A 17,424-nucleotide genomic window follows, 5' to 3' on the forward strand; every position below is an offset into this window, starting at 1 on the left:
CCGGACCGTACCGATGGGTGAGTTCCGCCATTCTGTCCGTTCGCGGAACCCGTGGCCTTGTGTTATGTGCCGGAGGCCGGTCGGCCGAATCCTGTTGGTGTTTTTCACCACACCTTTGCGCCGTGCGGGCCGGCCCCCTTTATGCCAGGGGAATGTGCCTCCGGAGTGTAGTGGTCGGCCCAGCGGGCAGATGCTGTCCGCCGGGGCGTTGTGGTCCGGCCGGACGGGCATCATCCCGGGCACCGGTGCACTGGAGGAGGGACCCTTCGATGGGCGAGAAGGTCGAGGCGGACGGGTTCGACCTGGCGGATCCGCAGCGCTACCGTGCCAAACTGCACCAGTGCCTGGAGGGTCTGGGGCGGCTGCTGGAGGAGAAGAGGTTCGACCGCCCGAGGAATCTCATGGGGGTGGAGATCGAGCTGAATCTCGCCGGGGAGGACGGGATGCCCCGCATGATGAATGCGGAAGTTCTGGAGCGCATCCGCAGCGGGGATTTCCAGACGGAGCTGGGGCAGTTCAACCTCGAAGTGAATATTGTGCCGCACCGGTTGTCCGGGCGCGTTCTCGACCAGCTGGCCGAGGAGATCCGCACCGCTCTCGCATATGCCGACCGCAAAGCCCGGGAGGTGGACGCCGGGATCGTAATGATCGGAATTCTTCCGACCCTGGCCGGCCCGGACCTCGTCTCCGCCAATCTTTCCGAGGCCGACCGCTACACCCTGTTGAACGAGCAGATCCTGGCCGCCCGCGGGGAGAACCTGGTCCTCGACATCGAGGGGGTCGAACGGCTCCACTACACCAGTGCCTCGATCGCGCCCGAAGCGGCGTGCACCTCGGTGCAGTTGCACCTCCAGGTGACCCCGGGCCGCTTCGCCGCCGTGTGGAACGCCGCCCAGGCGGTGGCCGCCGCGCAGATCGCCGTGGGCGCCAACTCCCCCTTCCTCTTCGGCCGCGAGCTGTGGCGGGAGTCCCGGCCGCCGCTCTTCCAGCAGTCGACGGACACCCGTGCCCCGGAACTCAAGGCCCAGGGCGTGCGGCCGCGTACCTGGTTCGGCGAGCGCTGGATCGAGTCCGCGTACGACCTCTTCGAGGAGAACGTGCGCTATTTCCCCGCCCTGCTGCCCATCTGCGACGACGAGGACCCGCTCAAGGTGCTCGACGAGGACGGCGTCCCCGGACTCCATGAACTGGTGCTGCACAACGGCACCATCTACCGCTGGAACCGGCCCGTCTACGACGTCACCGACGGCCGCCCCCACCTGCGCGTGGAGAACCGGGTGCTGCCCGCCGGGCCCACGGTCGACGACGTCATCGCGAACGCGGCCTTCTACTACGGCCTGGTCCGCGCCCTGGCGGAGGAGGCCCGGCCGCCGTGGACCCGGCTGCCGTTCGGCGACGCGTCCCGGAACTTCGACACCGCCTGCCGGTACGGCATCGACGCCACCCTGCGCTGGCCCCGCCCGGGCCGGGGCGGAGCGGTGGCGGAGGTGCCGGCCGCGCGCCTCGTCCGGGAGGAACTGCTGCCCCTGGCCGCCGCCGGCCTCGACGCCTGGGGTGTGGAACCCGCGGACCGCGACCACTACCTCGGGATCATCGAGGAGCGCTGCCGGCGGCGGGTGAACGGCGCCTCCTGGCAGGCCGAGGCATTCCGGCAGGCGCGGGAGCGCGGTCTGGACCGGCAGACCGCGCTGGCCGCCGCCACCCGGCGCTACGCGGAACTCGCGCGCACCGGGAAGCCGGTGCACACCTGGCCCGCGGACCTGCCGGACTGAGTCCCCTCCCCCGCTGGTGGCGCCGTGTCCCGGGCGTGTGGAAAAGTGGGGACGCGGCGAACCGGAGGCGGGCTGTGCGGGCAGATGCGGGAGGGGCGGACGGGGAGCCGTGCGGCGGAGGGCGGCCGGCGGCAGCCCGGCTGCTGCGGCAGGAGACGCTGCTCGTCCTGGCCCTGTCCGTCGGCGCCAGCGCGCTGTCGGCGGTCATCAGTTTCACCGGCTCCGTCACCGCCCCCGGCGGCCTGCAGGACCGGGCGGCCACCCTCAACGGCTCCCAGGCGCCGGGCCGTCCCTGGCTCGACCTGGCCTGGCAGCTGTTCGGCATCGCCACCGCGCTGGTGCCCGTCGCCCTGGTGGCGCACCTGCTGCTCCGTGAGGGCGCCGGCGGACTGCGGGCGATCGGGCTGGACCGGCGCCGCCCCGGCTCCGACCTCGGCCGCGGGGCACTCGTGGCGGCGGCCATCGGCGGCACCGGGCTGCTGTTCTACGTGGCGGTGTGGGCGACGGGGGCCAACCTCACGGTCGTGCCGGAGTCGCTCCCCGACGTCTGGTGGAAGTTCCCGGTGCTCATCGCGTCGGCGGTGCAGAACTCCCTGCTGGAGGAGGTCGTGGTGGTCGGCTATCTGCTGCGCCGCCTGGGGCAGCTGGGGTGGACGCCGGCGGCGGCGCTCGCCGCGAGTTCCGCGCTCCGCGGGACGTACCACCTCTACCAGGGCGTCGGCGGCTTCGTCGGGAATCTGGTGATGGGTGTTGTCTTCGTGCTCCTCTACCGGCGCTGGGGGCGGATCGGACCGCTGGTGGCCGCGCATGCGCTGATCGACATCGTGGCGTTCGGCGGCTACGCGCTGCTGGCGGGCGAGGTCGGCTGGCTGCCGACCCCGCCGTGATCCGGCCCGACCGCGCCCCGGGGCCCGCCCGTCCGGCGGTACGCCCGGCCGGCCGCGGCCGGGGCCGTGCTTCCGGCCCGGGGCACGGCCGTCTCAGCCGGCGGGGGTCAGCAGCTCTCCGTCGATGACGGTGACCGCGCCGCCGGAGAGGAGGGTCCGCTCCCCGCGCAGTGCCGTGCGGACCAGACCCGTGCGGGCGGATGCCTGAAAACCTGTCAGTTCGTCCCGGCCGAGCCGGGCCGACCAGAAGGGTGCGAGGGCGGTGTGGGCGCTGCCGGTCACCGGGTCCTCGTCGATCCCCACCGCCGGCCCGAAGAAGCGGGAGACGAAGTCGTAGCCCGACGCCGGGTCCTCGGCGCGCGCCGTCACGATGACACCGCGGTGGCCCAGCCGGGCGACGGCGCGCAGGTCGGGGGCGAGATCCCGCACGGAGCGCTCGTCGGGCAGCTCCACCAGCAGGTCGCCGACGACCGGCCCGGTGTCGTGGGCGGACAGCGGCCGCGCGCCGAGGGCGTCCGGCACCCCCGGCGGCACCTCGACGGCGGTCAGCGGGGCGGTCGGGAAGTCCAGGGTGATGAGACCGCCGTCCCCGGCGGCGGCGGTCAGGACACCGCCTCGGGTGGTGAAGCGGACCGTCCCGGCGGCGGCGCCGGTGGTGTGGAGGACGTGGGCGGTGGCCAGGGTCGCGTGGCCGCAGAGACCGACTTCCGTGGCAGGGGTGAACCAGCGCAGTGCCCAGCCGTCGTCCGCACCGGGGCCGAGACGGTGGGCGAAGGCCGTCTCGGCGAGATTGACCTCGGCGGCGACCTGCTGGAGCCATGCGGCGCCGGGGAAGCCGTCGCCGTCGAGAAGGACGACCCCGGCGGGATTGCCGGCGAACGGGCGGTCGGTGAAGGCATCGACGATACGAATCCTCATGGGCGGGACCCTAGGCGGGACGGGGGCCGTGGAACCACGGCCACTCCGCGGCAGGTGGCCCCCGGCTGGCGGGCCTTCCCCGCGGGGCCCTCCGCCGCCCTTCCGCCGTTCTCCGGCGTTCTCCGCCGTTCCCGCGGCGGGCCTTCGCGGTGCCGGCCGCTGCCGGCGGCCGGGATCCGGGGCCGCGCCGGGCGCGTCCGCAGCTCCGCCCGCCCCGGTACCGCGCGGCGCTCTCCTCCGCGAGGAGGAGATGCCGGTCGGTTCCGCCCGTCGCAGGAGGGAGGCGGAGATGAGTCCCCGTGCGGATGCCGGAGCGGCGCGGAAATGATGGGGTGGCAGGGTGCTCAGCCGTACGCCGCAGTCCTCGCCCGCCCGCCCGCTCCGCTCCGCCCGGCCCGCCGGGCCCCGTGTCGAACCGGCTTGCGTGGCCTCCGGTGCCCGCCGGCGGGCCGTGCGCGACGGTGACCGGCAGACGGACACGGCGCATCTGCTGCACAGCCTCCTGGAGCGTGACCCGGACGTGCGCGCCGCGTTCGACGGCGGCCCGGCACAGGTCCTGCGGCTGCGCGGCTATCTGGCCCAGCGCAGCATCGGTTACGGACTGCGCTGGCGGAGTGCGGCCGAGGGCTCCGGGGCCCCCTTCCGGCCCCGGACGGGGGCAGTGGCGCCGCTGTCCCCGGCGGCGGCGTCCGCCGTGGAGGGTGCCGCCGACCGGGCCCGTACGCGCGGCGCCGACCGGGCCTCGGGGCTGGACCTGCTGGCGGCCCTGGCCGCCGACCCCGAGTGCCGGGCCGCGGAGGTGCTGCGCCGGGCCGGAATCGCCCCCGAGCGGCTGGCGGCACGGCTGGAGTGCGGCATCGCCGGACCCGGCGGCGGCTGAGCGGCCGGGAGATGCCGCGCCGCGGCCTCCCCGGCCGCGCGCGCTGCTCCCCGGCGGAACGCGGCCCGCCGGGGAGGCGGGCCGGCGAGTGATCAGCAGGTGACGACCTTGCCGTAGGAACCGAAGCGCCAGTGGCCGGTCCAGGTCTCACCGTGCTGGTAGGTCAGGCACGGCAGGTCCCGGCCGCGATGGATGACCACCTTGACGTGCATGGTCCGGCCGCAGGTGTTGGTGACGGTCACCTTCTTCCGGTGCTTGACCACGTCCCGCCGGACGCATGCCGGGGCGGTGCCCCGCGCGTCCTGCGCCGAGGCCGGGGCCGTCCGCTCCGCGGTACCGGCAGGTGCCGCCGCGGCGGGGGCGGGGAGGGCGAGTCCGCCGGCGAGGGCCGCGGTGGCGGCGGTGAGCGCGAGACGCCTGCGCGCGGTCCCGGTGTGATGGTTCGTCATGGATCCGGAGTCCTTTCCGATGGTCCGCTGGACGGACGGTGTGGGGCCCGGGCCGCGGGGGAGTCCGCCCGGCCGGGCTCTGCTTCCGGTGACGAGACTGCGGCGCGGAGGCCGGATCCGGCCAGAAGAAAACCAGAAAGGACGACATCATGGGACATCTACCGCGCTGAGCTGCAGGGACGGCCGCCGCCGGGGCGCTTCCCCGGGACGCCACCGGCGCCCGGTGCGGACGCGGGGGGTGGCGGCGCCGGGCGCCGGCCCGCCGTCCGCGGTGCCCGCCCCTCCCTCCGGGACGGCCGCGGCCGGTGCGGCCGGTGCGGATGAGAGGGCCGGAGCGTTCGGGAGGGATTGGCTAGAGTGCTGGCCGTGCACCTCACGGTTCTGCCGCCGCCCCCCGCGTAGGGCGGGCGGCCTCACCGGTAAGACCAGCCCGGCGGGCCGCCGGGCCGGTTGTCGCTGCCCGCGTCACGGAGTTCCGCGACCACCGTCCCCCGTCTTCCGTGGAGAACCTCACGTGCGCTCTTCCCTCCGTCCCCGCTCGCCCCTGACCGCTTCCGGCCCCCCGGTGGGCCGGGCTCTCCTTTTCCTCGCCGTGGCCGGTGCCGCCTGGGGCACCGTCGGAGCGGCCGCGGCCCTGCTCCACCGCTTCGCCGGCCTGGGCCCCGTCGCGCTGTCCTTCTGGCGCTGCGCCGGCGGGCTGGCCCTGATGCTCGGCTGGTCGGCGGTGCGCCGCGCCGCACGGCCCGCGCGGCGGATGCCCGGTGCACTCGAGCCCACGGGGCGGCGCCTGCTGCGCGTGCTCGGGACCGGGTGCGGCATGACCCTGTTCCAGACGGCCTACTTCGCGGCGGTGCTGGACACCGGGCTGGCGGTCGGCACCGTCGTGACCCTGGGGGCGGGTCCGGTGCTGATCGCCCTGGGCGCGCGGCTGCTGATGGGGGAGCGCCTCGGGTACGGCGGCCTGGCCGCGGTGTCCGGAGCGCTCACCGGTCTCGTGGTGCTGGTGCTCGGCGGCGGCGGGGGCACGGTCCGTCCGCTCGGGGTCGGTCTGGCGCTCCTCTCCGCCGTGGGGTACGCCGGAGTGGGCCTGCTCGCCCGCCGGCTGGGCCGGGACGGGGGGCCGGCCGACCACGGCTCCACGACGACGTGGGCGCTCGCGGTCGGGGCCGTCTGCCTGCTGCCCTGGGGCCTGGCGGAAGGGCTGCTGCCGCACACGGAGGAGCCCGGGCGGGTGCTCGGGCTGCTGATGTACGTGGCCGCGGTGCCGACCGCGCTGGCCTACGTGCTGTATTTCGCCGGCGCGGCCGTCGTCCGGGCGGCCACCACCTCGGTCGTCATGCTGATCGAGCCGGTGGCCGCGGCGGTCCTCGCGGTGGCTCTTCTCGGCGAACGGCTCACCGGAGCCATGCTGCTGGGCACGGGGCTGCTGCTGACGGCGGTGTCCGGGCTCGCCGTCGCGGAGACGCGGGCGGCGGCTCCGGTCCTGGGGCCCGCGGCCGCCCCGGCCGCCCCGGCGGCCCCGCGTGATCCCGGGTGATCCCGGTGATTCCGTACGGTCCGGGCCCGTGCGGCGGCGGTGAGCTCCGCGTCCCCGCCGCACGGGCGTGGCCGGCGGGACCTCAGCCGGTCGCGAGGTAGGCCGGTACGGCGACGGACGGGGACAGGTCCGCGACCGGCCGGGGGACGCCACGGGTGGTGGCCACCGGGACGACCCCGCTCCAGTGCGGGAGATCCAGGTCCTCCGGCTCGTCGTTCGGCCCGCCGGTGCGGATCTTCGCCGAGACCTCCCGCAGGTCCACGGAGATGACGGACGTGGCCGCGAGTTCCTTGGCGTTCGGCGGGCGGGTGTCCCGGGAGCGGCCGGCCACCGCCTGCTCGACCAGGGCGTCCAGCGCCGCCGCCCGCTCCTCCTCGCCGAGCACGCTGCGGGCGGTGCCGTGGACCACCACGGAACGGTAGTTGACGGAGTGATGGAACGCGGAGCGGGCCAGCACCAGGCCGTCGACGTGGGTGACGGTCACGCACACCGGCAGCCCGGTCCCGCTCTCCGCCGTCTCCCGCAGCGGGCGGGAGCCGGTGGAGCCGTGCAGGTACAGGCGCTCGCCGACGCGGGCGTAGATCGTCGGAAGCACGACCGGTGCACCGTCCCGGATGTAGCCGAGGTGGCAGACCCAGCCCTCGTCGAGGATCGCGTGGACCACCGCGCGGTCGTACGCGGCGCGGTGGCGGGCCCGGGTCGGGGTGGTGCGCTCGCTCGGTTCGTAGCGGGCGGGCCTCGTCATGCGGCACTCCTCTTTGTTCTAGTGCATACTGTTCTTTGTGCTAGGAGATTACCGGATCCAGGGGCGGCGCGCAGCCGAGATCGCGGCGAGTGTGGAGGAGGGCGTGGGCGCGGGCGCCCTCGCACCCGGGGAGCGGCTGCCGCCGCTGCGGGACCTGGCCGGGGAACTGCGGGTCAACCCGAATACGGTCGCCGCCGCCTACCGCCTGCTGCGCGACCGCGGTGTGATCGAGACGGACGGCCGGCGGGGTAGCCGCGTCCGCGCCCGGCCCGCCAGCACCGCCCGGGAGTCCCTCCGCGTCGAGGCGCCACCGGGCGGGCGCGATCTGTCCACCGGCAATCCGGACCCGGCTCTGCTGCCGCCCCTCGGGCCCGCGCTCGCCGAGGCCGCGCGCCGCTGCGCGCGGCGGCCGGTCCTGTACGGGGAGGCGCCCGTCGACCCGGAACTGGCCCGGATCGCCCGCGCCGGCCTGGACGCCGACGGGGTGCCGGACGGGCCCGTCGGCGTCACCTCCGGAGCCCTGGACGCGATCGAACGCGTACTCACCGCACATCTCCGGTCCGGAGACGCGGTGGCGGTCGAGGACCCCGGCTGGGGCAGCGTGCTGGACCTCGTGCCCGCGCTCGGCATGCGGACGGTGCCCGTCGCGGTCGACGACGAGGGACCGCTGCCCGGCGAGACCGGCCGCGCGCTGCGGGAGGGCGCGCGGGCGCTCGTCGTCACCGGCCGCGCGCAGAACCCGACCGGTGCCGGAGTGAGCGCGGCGCGGGCGCGGGAGCTGCGGGCCGTCCTGGCCCGCCATCCGCGCACCGTGCTCATCGAGGACGACCACGGACACGGCATCGTCGACCTGCCCCTCCACCCGCTGGCAGGCAGCGTGCCGCACTGGGCCTTCGTCCGCTCCGCCGCCAAGGCGTACGGACCCGACCTGCGGCTCGCCGTGTTCACCGGCGATCAGCTCACCGCCGACCGGGTACGGGGCCGGCAGCGGCTGGGCCCGGGCTGGGTCAGCCATCTGCTGCAGTACGCCGTGACGGAGCTGTGGCGGTCCGGCGCCGTGGACCCGGCGGCCGTCGCACGGTCCTACGGAAACCGGCGCGAGGCCCTGGTGGCGGAGCTCCGGCGGCGGGGGGTCGCGGCGCACGGGCGGAGCGGGATGAACGTCTGGGTGCCCGTCCCGGACGAGACCGGTGCCGTGGCCCGGCTGCTCCGGGCCGGCTGGGCCGTCGCCCCCGGTGCGCGCTTCCGCACGGCTTCGCCGCCGGGGGTGCGGGTGACCGTGTCGCCGCTGTCCCGGGAGGAGATCGGAACGGTGGCCGAGGCGCTGGCCGCGGCGGCCGGCCCGCCTCCCGCGCAGCGCTACGCCTGAGGGCGGCGGCGCGGCCGGCTCTGGGTGAGCGCCGCCCCGGCCAGCACGATCAGTGCCCCGGCCGGTGTGTTCCAGTGGAGGTGCTCACCGAGCAGCACCACACCGGCGGCCGTCGCGATGACCGGAATGAAGTACGTGACCATCTGCGCCGTCGTCGGCCCCACCTCGGCGACCAGGCCGTACTGGATCAGGAAGGCCACCCCGGTGCCGAGCGCGCCGAGCGCCGTCACGGCCAGCAGGGGCACCAGCGGGAAGGAGGACGGGGCGGAGGTGAACAACGGGGTGACGACGGCCAGTTGCGCGGTGCCCAGCAGCAACTGCGCGCCCGACATGGCGAGGTGGGACTCCTCGCGGCCGGCCAGAGTGCGCCGCACATGGATCCAGCCGGCGGCGTAGCTCGCGGAGGCGGCCAGCGCCATGGCCGTGCCGGCCGGATCCTGCCCGGCGAAGCCCTGCCAGGCGCCCAGGACCGTCAGCACGCCGATGAAGCCCAGCCCGAGGCCCGCCACCCGGCGCCGGGTCGGCCGGTCCTCGGAGAGCGCGACCAGGGAGAGGGCCATGCCCCAGAGCGGGGTGGTGGCGTTGCAGATCCCCGCCAGGGTGGAGGAGATCGTCAGCTCGGCGTAGGCGAAGAGGGAGTACGGCAGCGCGTTCAGGAACAGCGCGGAAACGGCCAGGTGGACCCAGGTGCGGGCGCCGCGCGGGAGGCGCTGCCGCCGGAGGGCGAGCGCGGCGAGCAGCACCGCCGTACCGGACACCATGCGCCCGAGGGTGACCTGGAGCGGGGCGTAGCCCTCCGTTCCCACCTTGATCAGCAGAAAGCTGAAGCCCCAGATCAGTGAGAGCACGGCGAACCGGATCCGCCAGTCGACGGCGGGGCGGCGGGCGGGGCCCACGGCAGGGGTGGCGGGCGCGGAGCGGGTGCCGTCCGTCGCGGCGGTGGTGGTCATGGGCACCACGATGCTCGGCGGGCTCCCGCGGGACAAGCGAGAAAATCCGCACCGCACCGTTCAGCACCGCTGACGGCAGGAGCCGGGACGCGAGGCCGGACCGGGCGGGGCGGCCGGCTCCGCCGGAGGCCTCAGGCTCCGGGGATCTTGCGGAAGTCCCAGGACACGACGGTCTCGGGGGTGAGCCGCAGCCAGCCGTGCCGCCCGTCGTGCGGCAGCTCGTCCAGCCCGAAGTACTTGGCGGCGAAAAGCCGTTCGGGCGCGTCGAGGGCGGGGCAGGGCTCTCCCGTGCGCGGTACCTCCCCGACGGCCTCGGCCGTCCCGGTCAGCTCGGCGCCGCGCAGTTCGCCGTAGTCCTCCCCGTCGTCCACGATCACCGCGAGCCGGGGGTCGCGGCGCAGTTGCGCCCAGCGGCGGCTGCGGGTCAGCGAGTAGAGCCAGAGGGACCTGCCGTCCCAGCAGAACCAGAGCGCGCTGACATGCGGACGGCCGTCCGCGCCGACCGTGGCCACCCGGCAGGTGCGCTGCCCGGCCAGGAAGACGTCCAGCTCCTGCGGGCTCATCATGATCCGGCGGCCCCGCCGCTGGGTGGCGGTCATCTCGTCCGTCCTCCGTGTGCGCTGGTGGTGATCAGGCGTCCGGACAGCATGCGGGCCCGGCGCCGGCCGCGCAACGCCGGCCCGGGTCACCGCGGAAGGCGCGGAGACCGGCGGCGGGCGTCCGGCGGGTCTCCGGCGGGTGCGGCGGGTGCGGCGGGCGCGGAGCGGCGTCGGCGCGGTGATGCGGGGCCGTGCGCCCGGACGCCGTAGGGGGCGCTGCACGGTCCCGCACGCGAGACTGGTGCGCACGGCCGCACGGCCGCACGGCCGCACGGCCGCACGGCCGCACGGCCGGGCCCGCGGCGCTCCTCCCTGCTGGAGCGCCGCGGGCCCGGCACCGTCTTCCCCCTCCTGCCGCTCGTCTTCCCCTCGTGTTCTCCTCGCGCCGCGACGCGCTGTCCGCGGCCGCCGCGGACGCTCCCTTCCGCACCGGCGGTCACCGCGGGCCGTCGCGGCACACCCGCCGCCCCCACCGGAGGAGCGGCCGGATGACTCAGCCCAGCATCACCGAGTCACCCTGGACGGTGATCTTCGCGGGCGGCAGCGGCTTCGGTGCCGGACCGCCCTTGACGCTGCCGTCGAGCGCGCTGTACTGGGCGCCGTGGCACGGGCAGTTGATCAGGCCGTCGGCCACGTCCTTCACCGCGCAGCCCTGATGTGTGCAGGTCGCGGAGAAGGCCTTGAACTCACCGGCCGTCGGCTGGGTCACGACCACCTTCTGGTCCGGGAAGACCTTGCCGCCGCCCTCGGGGATGTCCGCCGTCTTCGCCAGTTCGGTGCCGCCGCCGGGCGCCTCTCCGCCGGTCTCCCCGGTCGCCTCGCCGGAGCCCGCGCCGGCGTCCGCGCCCTCCTCGGGTGCCACGGCGTCCCCCGCGGGCTGCTGTGCCGCGTCTCCGGAGTCACCCGAGTCGCCGCAGGCGGCGAGGGCCGCCGTGAGACCGGCGGCCCCGGCGGCCGTGACCACGGCGCGGCGGCTGGTGCTCCGCGCGGAGCCCTGAGATCCCGTCATGGTGAGTACGTCCCTTTCGCTGAGGCGCTGATGCGCGACCTGCCCTGGTGACAGCCGCTCCCACCGACCTGTACGCAGCGGGGCCCCGGGGTGTTCAGCGCCCGCGCGGGCCGGGCCGCCGGGTCCCTGCCGGGCCGCCCCGGCCCGCGCCGTAACCTGGGGCGATGCTGCGCGACGTCACCGCCATCCGTTATGTCACCCCCCTGCGGGAGGGCGGTTCGCTGCCCGGCCTCGTCGAGGGGGACGACCGCGGCCTCTGGGTCGTGAAGTTCGCCGGGGCCGCGCAGGGCCGCAAGACCCTCGTCGCCGAGGCGATCTGCGCCGAACTCGGCCGCAGGCTGGGACTCCGGATCCCGGAGCCGGCCGTCGTCCGGCTCGATCCGGTGCTCGGCCTGGGGGAGCCCGACCCGGAGGTGCAGCACCTGCTCAGGGCCGGCGGTCCGGACCTCGGTGTCCGCTTCCTCTCCGGCGCCCTCGGCTTCGACCCGCTGGGCTGGGAGATGACACCCGCCGACGCGGGCCGCGTCGTCTGGTTCGACGCGCTCGTGGGCAACGTGGACCGGTCCTGGCGCAACCCGAACCTGCTGGTGTGGCAGGGGGAACCCTGGCTGATCGACCACGGAGCGGCCATGATCTGGCACCACCACTGGCCATCGGCCGGGAAGGCCGCGGCCCGGCCGTACGACGCCTCGGACCACGTCCTCGCCCGGTTCCGCCCGGATGTCCGGCGGGCCGCGGCCGAACTCGCGCCCCGGGTGACCGCAGAACTGCTCGCCGAGGTCACCGCCCGGGTTCCGGACGTGTGGCTGGACGGCGAGCCCGGCTTCGACGGCCCGGAGCCGCTGCGCCGCGCGTACGCCGAGATCCTGCTGCGCCGCTCCCGCACCGTCCACGAGGGCTTCGCGCCGGTCCCCGCCGGGCGGGACGGCGGGAGGGCCGCCCGGTGAGCGCGGGAACCGGCGGGCGGGACGTCTACGAGTACGCGCTGCTGCGGGTGGTGCCGCGGATCGAGCGCGGCGAGTGCTTCAACGCGGGCGTCGCCGTCTACTGCCGGGCGCGCTCCCTGGTCGTGGTCCGCACCCATCTCGACGAGGCGCGGCTGCGTGCCCTGGACCCGGGGGCCGACACCGCGGGTGTCCGCGCCGCTCTGCGTGCGGCCGAGGAGTTCTGCCGGGGCGGTGCCGGGCGGGCCGCGGAGGAGGATCCGGGCCGGCGGTTCCGCTGGCTGGTGGCGCCGCGCAGCACGGTGCTCCAGCCGGGACCGGTGCACACCGGTCTGACGGCCGACCCGGCCGCCGAGGCGGAGCGGCTGCTGGCGCTGCTCGTGCGGTGAGACGGGCGGCCGGCGTGCGGCGGGCGCGGACCCACCGCTCTTGTCGCACCGCGCGTTGTCGCCCGTCCGCCCGTCCGCCCGTTCGCCCGCCCGGTGCGGTCCGCGGCCCGGCAGCGTGCCGCGGGGTGCCCGGCGGACTCGGCCGGCCGGGGTGCGGCTGCCTTCCGGGCTGTGACATGCGCGCCTCGGCGCGGCAGGCCGTTGACACGGGGTGCCAGGGCTTCTAGCGTTCCGCCAGAGACCTACTAAGCGGTTGCTCACCCCTATCGGTCCGCAGTCTCCGTGCCCGCCGGCGCGGGCGGCCTGCCGGTGAGCCGGACCCGTATCCGAGCGCGAGGAGAACCCGCATGTCCACCACCGAGCAGCGCGTCGCCATTGTGACGGGCGGCGCCCGCGGCATCGGCGCGGCCACCGCCGTCCGCCTGGCCGAGGAGGGCCGCGCCGTGGCCGTTCTGGATCTCGACGAGGCGGCCTGCAAGGACACCGTGGAGAAGATCACGGCGGCCGGCGGCAAGGCCCTCGCCGTCGGCTGCGACGTCTCCGACGCCGGCCAGGTCGAGACCGCCGTGGCGCGGGTGGCCGATGAGCTCGGCGCACCGGTCGTCCTCGTGAACAACGCGGGTGTGCTCCGCGACAACCTGCTGTTCAAGATGTCCGAGGGCGACTGGGACACCGTGATGAACGTGCACCTCAAGGGCGCGTTCCTGATGACCCGCGCCTGCCAGAAGTACATGGTCGACGCCACGTTCGGACGCGTCGTCAACCTGTCCAGCAGCTCGGCGCTCGGCAACCGCGGCCAGGCCAACTACGCCACCGCCAAGGCCGGTCTGCAGGGCTTCACCAAGACCCTGGCCAAGGAGCTCGGCAAGTTCGGCGTCACGGCCAACGCCGTCGCCCCCGGCTTCATCGTCACCGAGATGACCGCCGCCACCGCCGCCCGCGTCGGCATGGGCTTCGAGGACTTCCAGGCCGCGGCCGCCTCGCAGATCCCCGTCCAGCGCGTCGGCCACCCCGAGGACATCGCCAACGCGATCGCCTTCTTCACCGGTGACGCCGCCGGATTCGTCTCCGGCCAGGTCCTGTACGTGGCCGGCGGCCCGCTCAACTAACCAGCAGGGGAACGGACAGAGATGACTGCCGACGTGCAGGACAGCGGAAAGACCGCGATCATCACCGGAGCGAGCCGCGGCATCGGCTACGGCATCGCCGAGGCGCTCGTCGCCCGCGGCGACCGGGTGTGCATCACCGGCCGCACCGAGGAGACCCTCAAGGAGGCCGTGGAGAGGCTCGGCGCCGACCGGGTCATCGGTGTCGCCGGCAAGGCCCACGACCCGGTCCACCAGGCCGAGGCCGTCGAGCGCACCATGGAAGCCTTCGGCCGGGTCGACTACCTTGTCAACAACGCGGGCACCAATCCCGTCTTCGGGCCGATCGCCGACCTCGACCTGAACGTGGCGCGCAAGGTGTTCGAGACCAACGTCGTCTCGGCACTGGCGTTCGCCCAGCTCACCTGGAAGGCCTGGCAGCGGGAGAACGGCGGCGCGATCGTCAATATCGCCTCCGTCGCCGGCGTCTCCGCCTCGCCGTTCATCGGCGCCTACGGCATCAGCAAGGCCGCCATGGTGAACCTCACCCTCCAGCTCGCCCACGAGTTCTCGCCCGCCGTGCGGGTCAACGCGATAGCCCCCGCCGTCGTCAAGACGAAGTTCGCGGAGGCGCTCTACGAGGGCCGGGAGGAGGAGGCCGCGGCGGCCTACCCGCTCAAGCGGCTCGGCACCCCGGAGGACATCGGCGGCGCCGCCGAGTTCCTGCTCTCGGACCGGGCCGGCTGGATCACCGGCCAGACGCTCGTCGTCGAGGGCGGCATCTTCCTCAACGCGGGCGTCGGCTGAATCCGCCCGGGTGCCCCGCGCGCACGGCCGCTCGACCTCGTGCGCGCTCCGGGCGGCACAGCCCCCGGTGCGGACCCGTCCGGGTCCGCACCGGGGGGTCTCCGTCCCCGGACCGTCCCGGTTCCGGGCCCGTGCTGCCCGCCCCGGGGGTCGGCACGGTCGCCCAGCCGGATGAGCCGCCGGCCGCGGCCGTGCCCGGACGGACGCGAGGGTACGGCCGCGGCCGGACGCCGCGTGACCGGGACGGAAACGGGGGGCGGTGACGGACGGACGGACCGGGGCGCCGGCCGTTCCCGCGGCCGTCCTTCTCCCGTACCCCGGCGGGGCGTTGTCAGTGGGCGCCGGTACGTTCTGGGAACCGTTCCGATCCATCCCGGAGGTTGTTGACGTGACCGACATGCTGCCCGAGTCCTGGCGAGGCGTCCTCGGCGAGGAACTGGAGAAGCCGTACTTCGCGGAGCTCATGGCCTTCGTCGAGGAGGAGCGGGCGGCCGGGCCGGTGTACCCGCCGCGCGAGGAGGTCTTCGCGGCGCTGCACGCGACGCCCTACGACCGGGTGAAGGTGCTCGTCCTCGGGCAGGACCCCTACCACGGTGAGGGCCAGGGCCACGGGCTGTGCTTCTCGGTCCGCCCCGGGGTACGGGTCCCGCCGTCGCTGCGGAACGTCTACAAGGAGCTCAGGGAGGACCTCGGCCACCCGGTTCCGGACAACGGTTTCCTGATGCCCTGGGCCGAGCAGGGGGTGCTGCTGCTGAACGCGGTGCTGACGGTCCGGGCGGGCGAGGCCAACTCGCACAAGGGCAAGGGGTGGGAGCGCTTCACGGACGCCGTGATAAGCGCCGTCGCCGCCCGCCCCGACCCGGCCGTCTTCGTCCTGTGGGGCAACTACGCCAAGAAGAAGCTGCCGCTGATCGACACCGCGCGGCACACCGTGGTGCAGGGGGCGCACCCGTCGCCGCTGTCGGCGAAGAAGTTCCTCGGCAGCCGGCCCTTCAGCCAGATCGACAAGGCCGTCGCCGATCACGGCCACACCCCGATCGACTGGCGCATCCCGGACCTGGGCTGAGCCTTCCGTGCCGGGGCTGAGCCTTCCGGGCCGGGCCGGGCCGCGTGAGCGGGGAGCGGGCCCGGCCCGGAGGCGGCCGTGCCCCGGCCGGCTTCCCGGCCGGTCCGTCCGCTGTGCCGAGTGCGCCGGTGGCCGGGCGGAGTCCCGGGGGTGTGGTTAGTGTCGAGGGGATCGAGCGGTGGCGGACGGCGCCCCCGGAGGCTCGCGGGGGAGACGGAGTGCGGACAGGCCCGGAGGTGGCGGTGGAGGAAGAGCGACGGGGGAGCGCCGTGCGGGGGAGCGGTGGTGAGGACCCCGTGATGACGCGGATCGGGCAGGTGGTCATGCTCCTGCACGGAGGCGACCGCGAGGAGGCCCGGAACCGCTTCGCCCGCCTGTGGGAGGAGACCGGGGAGGACGGCGACGCCCTGCACCGGTGCACCATCGCCCACTACATGGCCGATACCCAGGACGATCCCGCGCTGGAGCTGGAGTGGGACCTGCGGGCCCTGGCCGCGGCGGACTCGCTCTCGGACGAGCGGGTCCGGAAGCACGACGCGGCCGTGCAGCTCCGCGGCTTCTACCCCTCGCTGCATCTCAACCTCGCCGCCGATTACGCGAGGCTGGGCCGGCCGGAGCGGGCGCGGGCGGAGCTGGCCCGGGCCCGCGCCGCCTCGGCCGCCCTGGACACCGGCGACGCCGCCACCGGTCCGTACGCCGCCGGCGTTCTCTCCGCGATCGAGCGGCTGGAGACGCGGCTGGCGGACGGTGCCGGTCAGTCGCCGTAGAAGCCCCGGCAGATCCGGGCCTGTTCGCTGCCCGGCTCCCATCGGCCGAAACGCTCCCCGAGCTCGCAGACGCCCGTGCCGGGGCGGGACGCCGGCAGCCGCGCGGCGGACCGGCCCGGTGCCGGCCGGGGTCCCTCCGGCCGGGGCCCCTCCGCCCGGAGTTCTTCCGTCCGGGGCGGGCCGGGGGCGGGCCGCCGCCCGCCCGGGCGGAGAGCCTCCGGGGGCGGCGGGCCGGGGCGTTGGCGTCCCCGCGGCGGAGCGCCGGTCCCGCGCGGGATGGCGGCCGGGCCGGCCGTGGCCGGGGACTCGCTGGGGACGGGGGGCCGCGGCCCGCGGGCCCCGGGGGGTCCGGAGCCGGTGGCTGCCGCCGCCGGCTCCGTGCCGCGGCTCACGGCCGCCGGCGGCTCGCCGGAGACGGAGACGCAGCCGGCCAGAAGCGGAGCCGTCAGAAGGATCGCTGCTGTTCGTGGGCGCACGGGATCAGCGTGCTGTGCCGACCGCCGCACCGGTGCGGGCCGGCGGGAAAGGCGCCCGGGGGAGTGACGGCCCGTCACTCGTACGGCGCAGCGCCGTGCCGTGGCCCGGAGGCGAGCATCCCGCTCAGCAACTCCCGGATGCCCTCCCGGAGTTCCCTCCGGCTGGGACGGACGGTGTGGAAGGAGCCGGCCGTGCAGGAGAAGAGCACCCCGTCGCACCAGGCGACCAGGGAGAGGGCGTGGCGTTCCGGGGCGCGGGAGCCGGCAGCGCCCAGCATCGCCTCCACCATGTCCCGGAACACCCGGCCCTGCGCGTCGTAGACGGCCCGCAGCTCGGGCCGCCGGGTGGCCTCCAGGGCCAGTTCGTAGCGGGCGACCAGCAGCCGGCGGTGCCCGGAGAGATAGCCGTCGAGGGCGGTGGCGAGCGTGTCCGCCAGCCCGTCGAGCCCACCGGACGGGGGGAGCGCGCCGTCCCCGGGCCCGAGGACGGCGCGCTCGCGCTCCGCCAGCCGCCGGACGGTGAGCTCCAGCAGCGCGGCCCGGGTGCGGGCGAGATTCGAGGTGGAGCCCTGCGGCAGCCCGGCCGCCTCGTCCACCGCCCGGTGTGTCAGCCCGCGCAGACCGCGCTCCGCGAGCAGGCCGATCGCCGCGTCGGCGACCAGGGCGGGGCGGGAGGCGCGTGTTCCGGTGACCATGCCGGTCAATCTACCGCCGCCACTACATGTGTAGTACGCTCCGGCTGGAACTACAGATGTAGTGGAAACCGTGGAGGGAA

18 protein-coding genes are annotated in these 17,424 nt (G+C 75.4%); 11 read left to right on the plus strand and 7 right to left on the minus strand.

The window, feature by feature from the left end:
• Nucleotides 1-269 precede the first annotated feature (269 nt).
• Nucleotides 270-1,772, plus strand: coding sequence for a glutamate-cysteine ligase family protein (locus KBZ10_RS26235; RefSeq protein ID WP_210990216.1), 1,503 nt, complete (start codon nucleotides 270-272; stop codon nucleotides 1,770-1,772).
• A gap of 74 nt (nucleotides 1,773-1,846) precedes the next feature.
• Entirely contained in the window at nucleotides 1,847-2,659 is an 813-nt protein-coding gene (locus tag KBZ10_RS26240) for a CPBP family intramembrane glutamic endopeptidase (RefSeq protein ID WP_210990217.1), read from the plus strand.
• A gap of 93 nt (nucleotides 2,660-2,752) precedes the next feature.
• Here the strand turns inward: KBZ10_RS26240 and KBZ10_RS26245 are convergent, their stop codons facing one another.
• Nucleotides 2,753-3,577: a PhzF family phenazine biosynthesis protein gene (locus KBZ10_RS26245; RefSeq protein ID WP_210990218.1), complete on the minus strand. Its 825-nt coding sequence runs from the start codon at nucleotides 3,575-3,577 to the stop codon at nucleotides 2,753-2,755.
• Nucleotides 3,578-3,917: 340 nt separating this feature from the next.
• Between KBZ10_RS26245 and KBZ10_RS26250 the strand changes: the two genes are divergently transcribed.
• Nucleotides 3,918-4,457 (plus strand): Clp protease N-terminal domain-containing protein, encoded by a 540-nt coding sequence (locus KBZ10_RS26250; protein ID WP_210990219.1) that lies wholly within the window; start codon nucleotides 3,918-3,920, stop codon nucleotides 4,455-4,457.
• 92 nt (nucleotides 4,458-4,549) lie between these two features.
• On the opposite strand, the gene KBZ10_RS26255 is transcribed toward KBZ10_RS26250, so the two are convergent.
• Nucleotides 4,550-4,906, minus strand: a complete 357-nt coding sequence (locus KBZ10_RS26255; RefSeq protein ID WP_210990220.1) for a hypothetical protein — start codon at nucleotides 4,904-4,906, stop codon at nucleotides 4,550-4,552.
• Between the two features lie 514 nt (nucleotides 4,907-5,420).
• On the opposite strand from KBZ10_RS26255, the gene KBZ10_RS26260 reads away from it, so the two are divergent.
• Nucleotides 5,421-6,443, plus strand: a complete 1,023-nt coding sequence (locus KBZ10_RS26260) for an EamA family transporter (RefSeq protein WP_307847609.1) — start codon at nucleotides 5,421-5,423, stop codon at nucleotides 6,441-6,443.
• Between the two features lie 82 nt (nucleotides 6,444-6,525).
• Here KBZ10_RS26260 and KBZ10_RS26265 read toward each other — a convergent pair whose 3' ends face one another.
• Complete coding sequence (locus tag KBZ10_RS26265; protein WP_210990221.1) at nucleotides 6,526-7,188, minus strand: pyridoxamine 5'-phosphate oxidase family protein; 663 nt, start codon at nucleotides 7,186-7,188, stop codon at nucleotides 6,526-6,528.
• A 37-nt stretch (nucleotides 7,189-7,225) separates the two neighbouring features.
• Between KBZ10_RS26265 and KBZ10_RS26270 the strand changes: the two genes are divergently transcribed.
• Nucleotides 7,226-8,557 carry an aminotransferase class I/II-fold pyridoxal phosphate-dependent enzyme gene (locus KBZ10_RS26270; protein ID WP_210990222.1) on the plus strand — a complete coding sequence of 444 codons (1,332 nt, stop codon included), beginning with the start codon at nucleotides 7,226-7,228 and terminating at the stop codon, nucleotides 8,555-8,557.
• Here the strand turns inward: KBZ10_RS26270 and KBZ10_RS26275 are convergent.
• The 3 genes from KBZ10_RS26275 to KBZ10_RS26285 form a co-directional block, all read right to left on the minus strand.
• Complete coding sequence (locus tag KBZ10_RS26275) at nucleotides 8,548-9,507, minus strand: DMT family transporter (RefSeq protein ID WP_210990223.1); 960 nt, start codon at nucleotides 9,505-9,507, stop codon at nucleotides 8,548-8,550. The two genes, KBZ10_RS26270 and KBZ10_RS26275, sit on opposite strands and share 10 nt — an antisense overlap.
• A gap of 131 nt (nucleotides 9,508-9,638) precedes the next feature.
• Nucleotides 9,639-10,106, minus strand: coding sequence for a pyridoxamine 5'-phosphate oxidase family protein (locus KBZ10_RS26280; RefSeq protein WP_210990224.1), 468 nt, complete (start codon nucleotides 10,104-10,106; stop codon nucleotides 9,639-9,641).
• Between the two features lie 493 nt (nucleotides 10,107-10,599).
• Entirely contained in the window at nucleotides 10,600-11,115 is a 516-nt protein-coding gene (locus tag KBZ10_RS26285; protein WP_210990225.1) for a Rieske (2Fe-2S) protein, read from the minus strand.
• A 164-nt stretch (nucleotides 11,116-11,279) separates the two neighbouring features.
• Between KBZ10_RS26285 and KBZ10_RS26290 the strand changes: the two genes are divergently transcribed.
• The 6 genes from KBZ10_RS26290 (at nucleotide 11,280) to KBZ10_RS26315 (ending at nucleotide 16,173) form a co-directional block, all read left to right on the plus strand.
• On the plus strand, nucleotides 11,280-12,062 hold the full coding sequence (locus KBZ10_RS26290) for a HipA family kinase (RefSeq protein WP_210990226.1): 783 nt from the start codon (nucleotides 11,280-11,282) through the stop codon (nucleotides 12,060-12,062).
• Nucleotides 12,059-12,448: a DUF3037 domain-containing protein gene (locus KBZ10_RS26295; RefSeq protein WP_210990227.1), complete on the plus strand. Its 390-nt coding sequence runs from the start codon at nucleotides 12,059-12,061 to the stop codon at nucleotides 12,446-12,448. Before KBZ10_RS26290 ends, KBZ10_RS26295 begins: the two co-directional genes overlap by 4 nt.
• A gap of 347 nt (nucleotides 12,449-12,795) precedes the next feature.
• Nucleotides 12,796-13,557 (plus strand): 3-oxoacyl-ACP reductase FabG, encoded by a 762-nt coding sequence (gene fabG / locus KBZ10_RS26300; RefSeq protein WP_210990228.1) that lies wholly within the window; start codon nucleotides 12,796-12,798, stop codon nucleotides 13,555-13,557.
• A 21-nt stretch (nucleotides 13,558-13,578) separates the two neighbouring features.
• A complete protein-coding gene (locus KBZ10_RS26305) occupies nucleotides 13,579-14,340 on the plus strand; it encodes an SDR family oxidoreductase (RefSeq protein ID WP_210990229.1) in 762 nt (253 codons plus the stop codon).
• 397 nt (nucleotides 14,341-14,737) lie between these two features.
• A complete protein-coding gene (gene ung / locus KBZ10_RS26310; protein ID WP_210990251.1) occupies nucleotides 14,738-15,406 on the plus strand; it encodes a uracil-DNA glycosylase in 669 nt (222 codons plus the stop codon).
• Nucleotides 15,407-15,705: 299 nt separating this feature from the next.
• The gene (locus KBZ10_RS26315) at nucleotides 15,706-16,173 is read left to right on the plus strand and encodes a hypothetical protein (RefSeq protein ID WP_210990230.1); all 468 of its coding nucleotides are present in this window, start codon (nucleotides 15,706-15,708) and stop codon (nucleotides 16,171-16,173) included.
• 550 nt (nucleotides 16,174-16,723) lie between these two features.
• On the opposite strand, the gene KBZ10_RS26320 is transcribed toward KBZ10_RS26315, so the two are convergent.
• Complete coding sequence (locus KBZ10_RS26320; RefSeq protein ID WP_210990231.1) at nucleotides 16,724-17,344, minus strand: TetR/AcrR family transcriptional regulator; 621 nt, start codon at nucleotides 17,342-17,344, stop codon at nucleotides 16,724-16,726.
• Between the last annotated feature and the right edge of the window lie 80 nt (nucleotides 17,345-17,424).

The organism is Streptomyces sp. F63 (assembly GCF_018070345.1).
Lineage (GTDB): Bacteria > Actinomycetota > Actinomycetes > Streptomycetales > Streptomycetaceae > Streptomyces.

What these genes read in the sequence shown, in the direction of transcription:
- KBZ10_RS26285 (WP_210990225.1), bottom strand. Translation starts at nt 11,115, where the DNA reads ATGACGGGATCTCAGGGCTCCGCGCGGAGCACCAGCCGCCGCGCCGTG.
- KBZ10_RS26265 (WP_210990221.1), bottom strand. Translation starts at nt 7,188, where the DNA reads ATGACGAGGCCCGCCCGCTACGAACCGAGCGAGCGCACCACCCCGACC.
- KBZ10_RS26305 (WP_210990229.1), top strand. Translation starts at nt 13,579, where the DNA reads ATGACTGCCGACGTGCAGGACAGCGGAAAGACCGCGATCATCACCGGA.
- KBZ10_RS26235 (WP_210990216.1), top strand. Translation starts at nt 270, where the DNA reads ATGGGCGAGAAGGTCGAGGCGGACGGGTTCGACCTGGCGGATCCGCAG.
- KBZ10_RS26255 (WP_210990220.1), bottom strand. Translation starts at nt 4,906, where the DNA reads ATGACGAACCATCACACCGGGACCGCGCGCAGGCGTCTCGCGCTCACC.
- KBZ10_RS26320 (WP_210990231.1), bottom strand. Translation starts at nt 17,344, where the DNA reads ATGGTCACCGGAACACGCGCCTCCCGCCCCGCCCTGGTCGCCGACGCG.
- KBZ10_RS26290 (WP_210990226.1), top strand. Translation starts at nt 11,280, where the DNA reads ATGCTGCGCGACGTCACCGCCATCCGTTATGTCACCCCCCTGCGGGAG.
- KBZ10_RS26280 (WP_210990224.1), bottom strand. Translation starts at nt 10,106, where the DNA reads ATGACCGCCACCCAGCGGCGGGGCCGCCGGATCATGATGAGCCCGCAG.
- KBZ10_RS26245 (WP_210990218.1), bottom strand. Translation starts at nt 3,577, where the DNA reads ATGAGGATTCGTATCGTCGATGCCTTCACCGACCGCCCGTTCGCCGGC.
- KBZ10_RS26315 (WP_210990230.1), top strand. Translation starts at nt 15,706, where the DNA reads ATGACGCGGATCGGGCAGGTGGTCATGCTCCTGCACGGAGGCGACCGC.
- ung (WP_210990251.1), top strand. Translation starts at nt 14,738, where the DNA reads ATGCTGCCCGAGTCCTGGCGAGGCGTCCTCGGCGAGGAACTGGAGAAG.
- KBZ10_RS26275 (WP_210990223.1), bottom strand. Translation starts at nt 9,507, where the DNA reads ATGACCACCACCGCCGCGACGGACGGCACCCGCTCCGCGCCCGCCACC.
- fabG (WP_210990228.1), top strand. Translation starts at nt 12,796, where the DNA reads ATGTCCACCACCGAGCAGCGCGTCGCCATTGTGACGGGCGGCGCCCGC.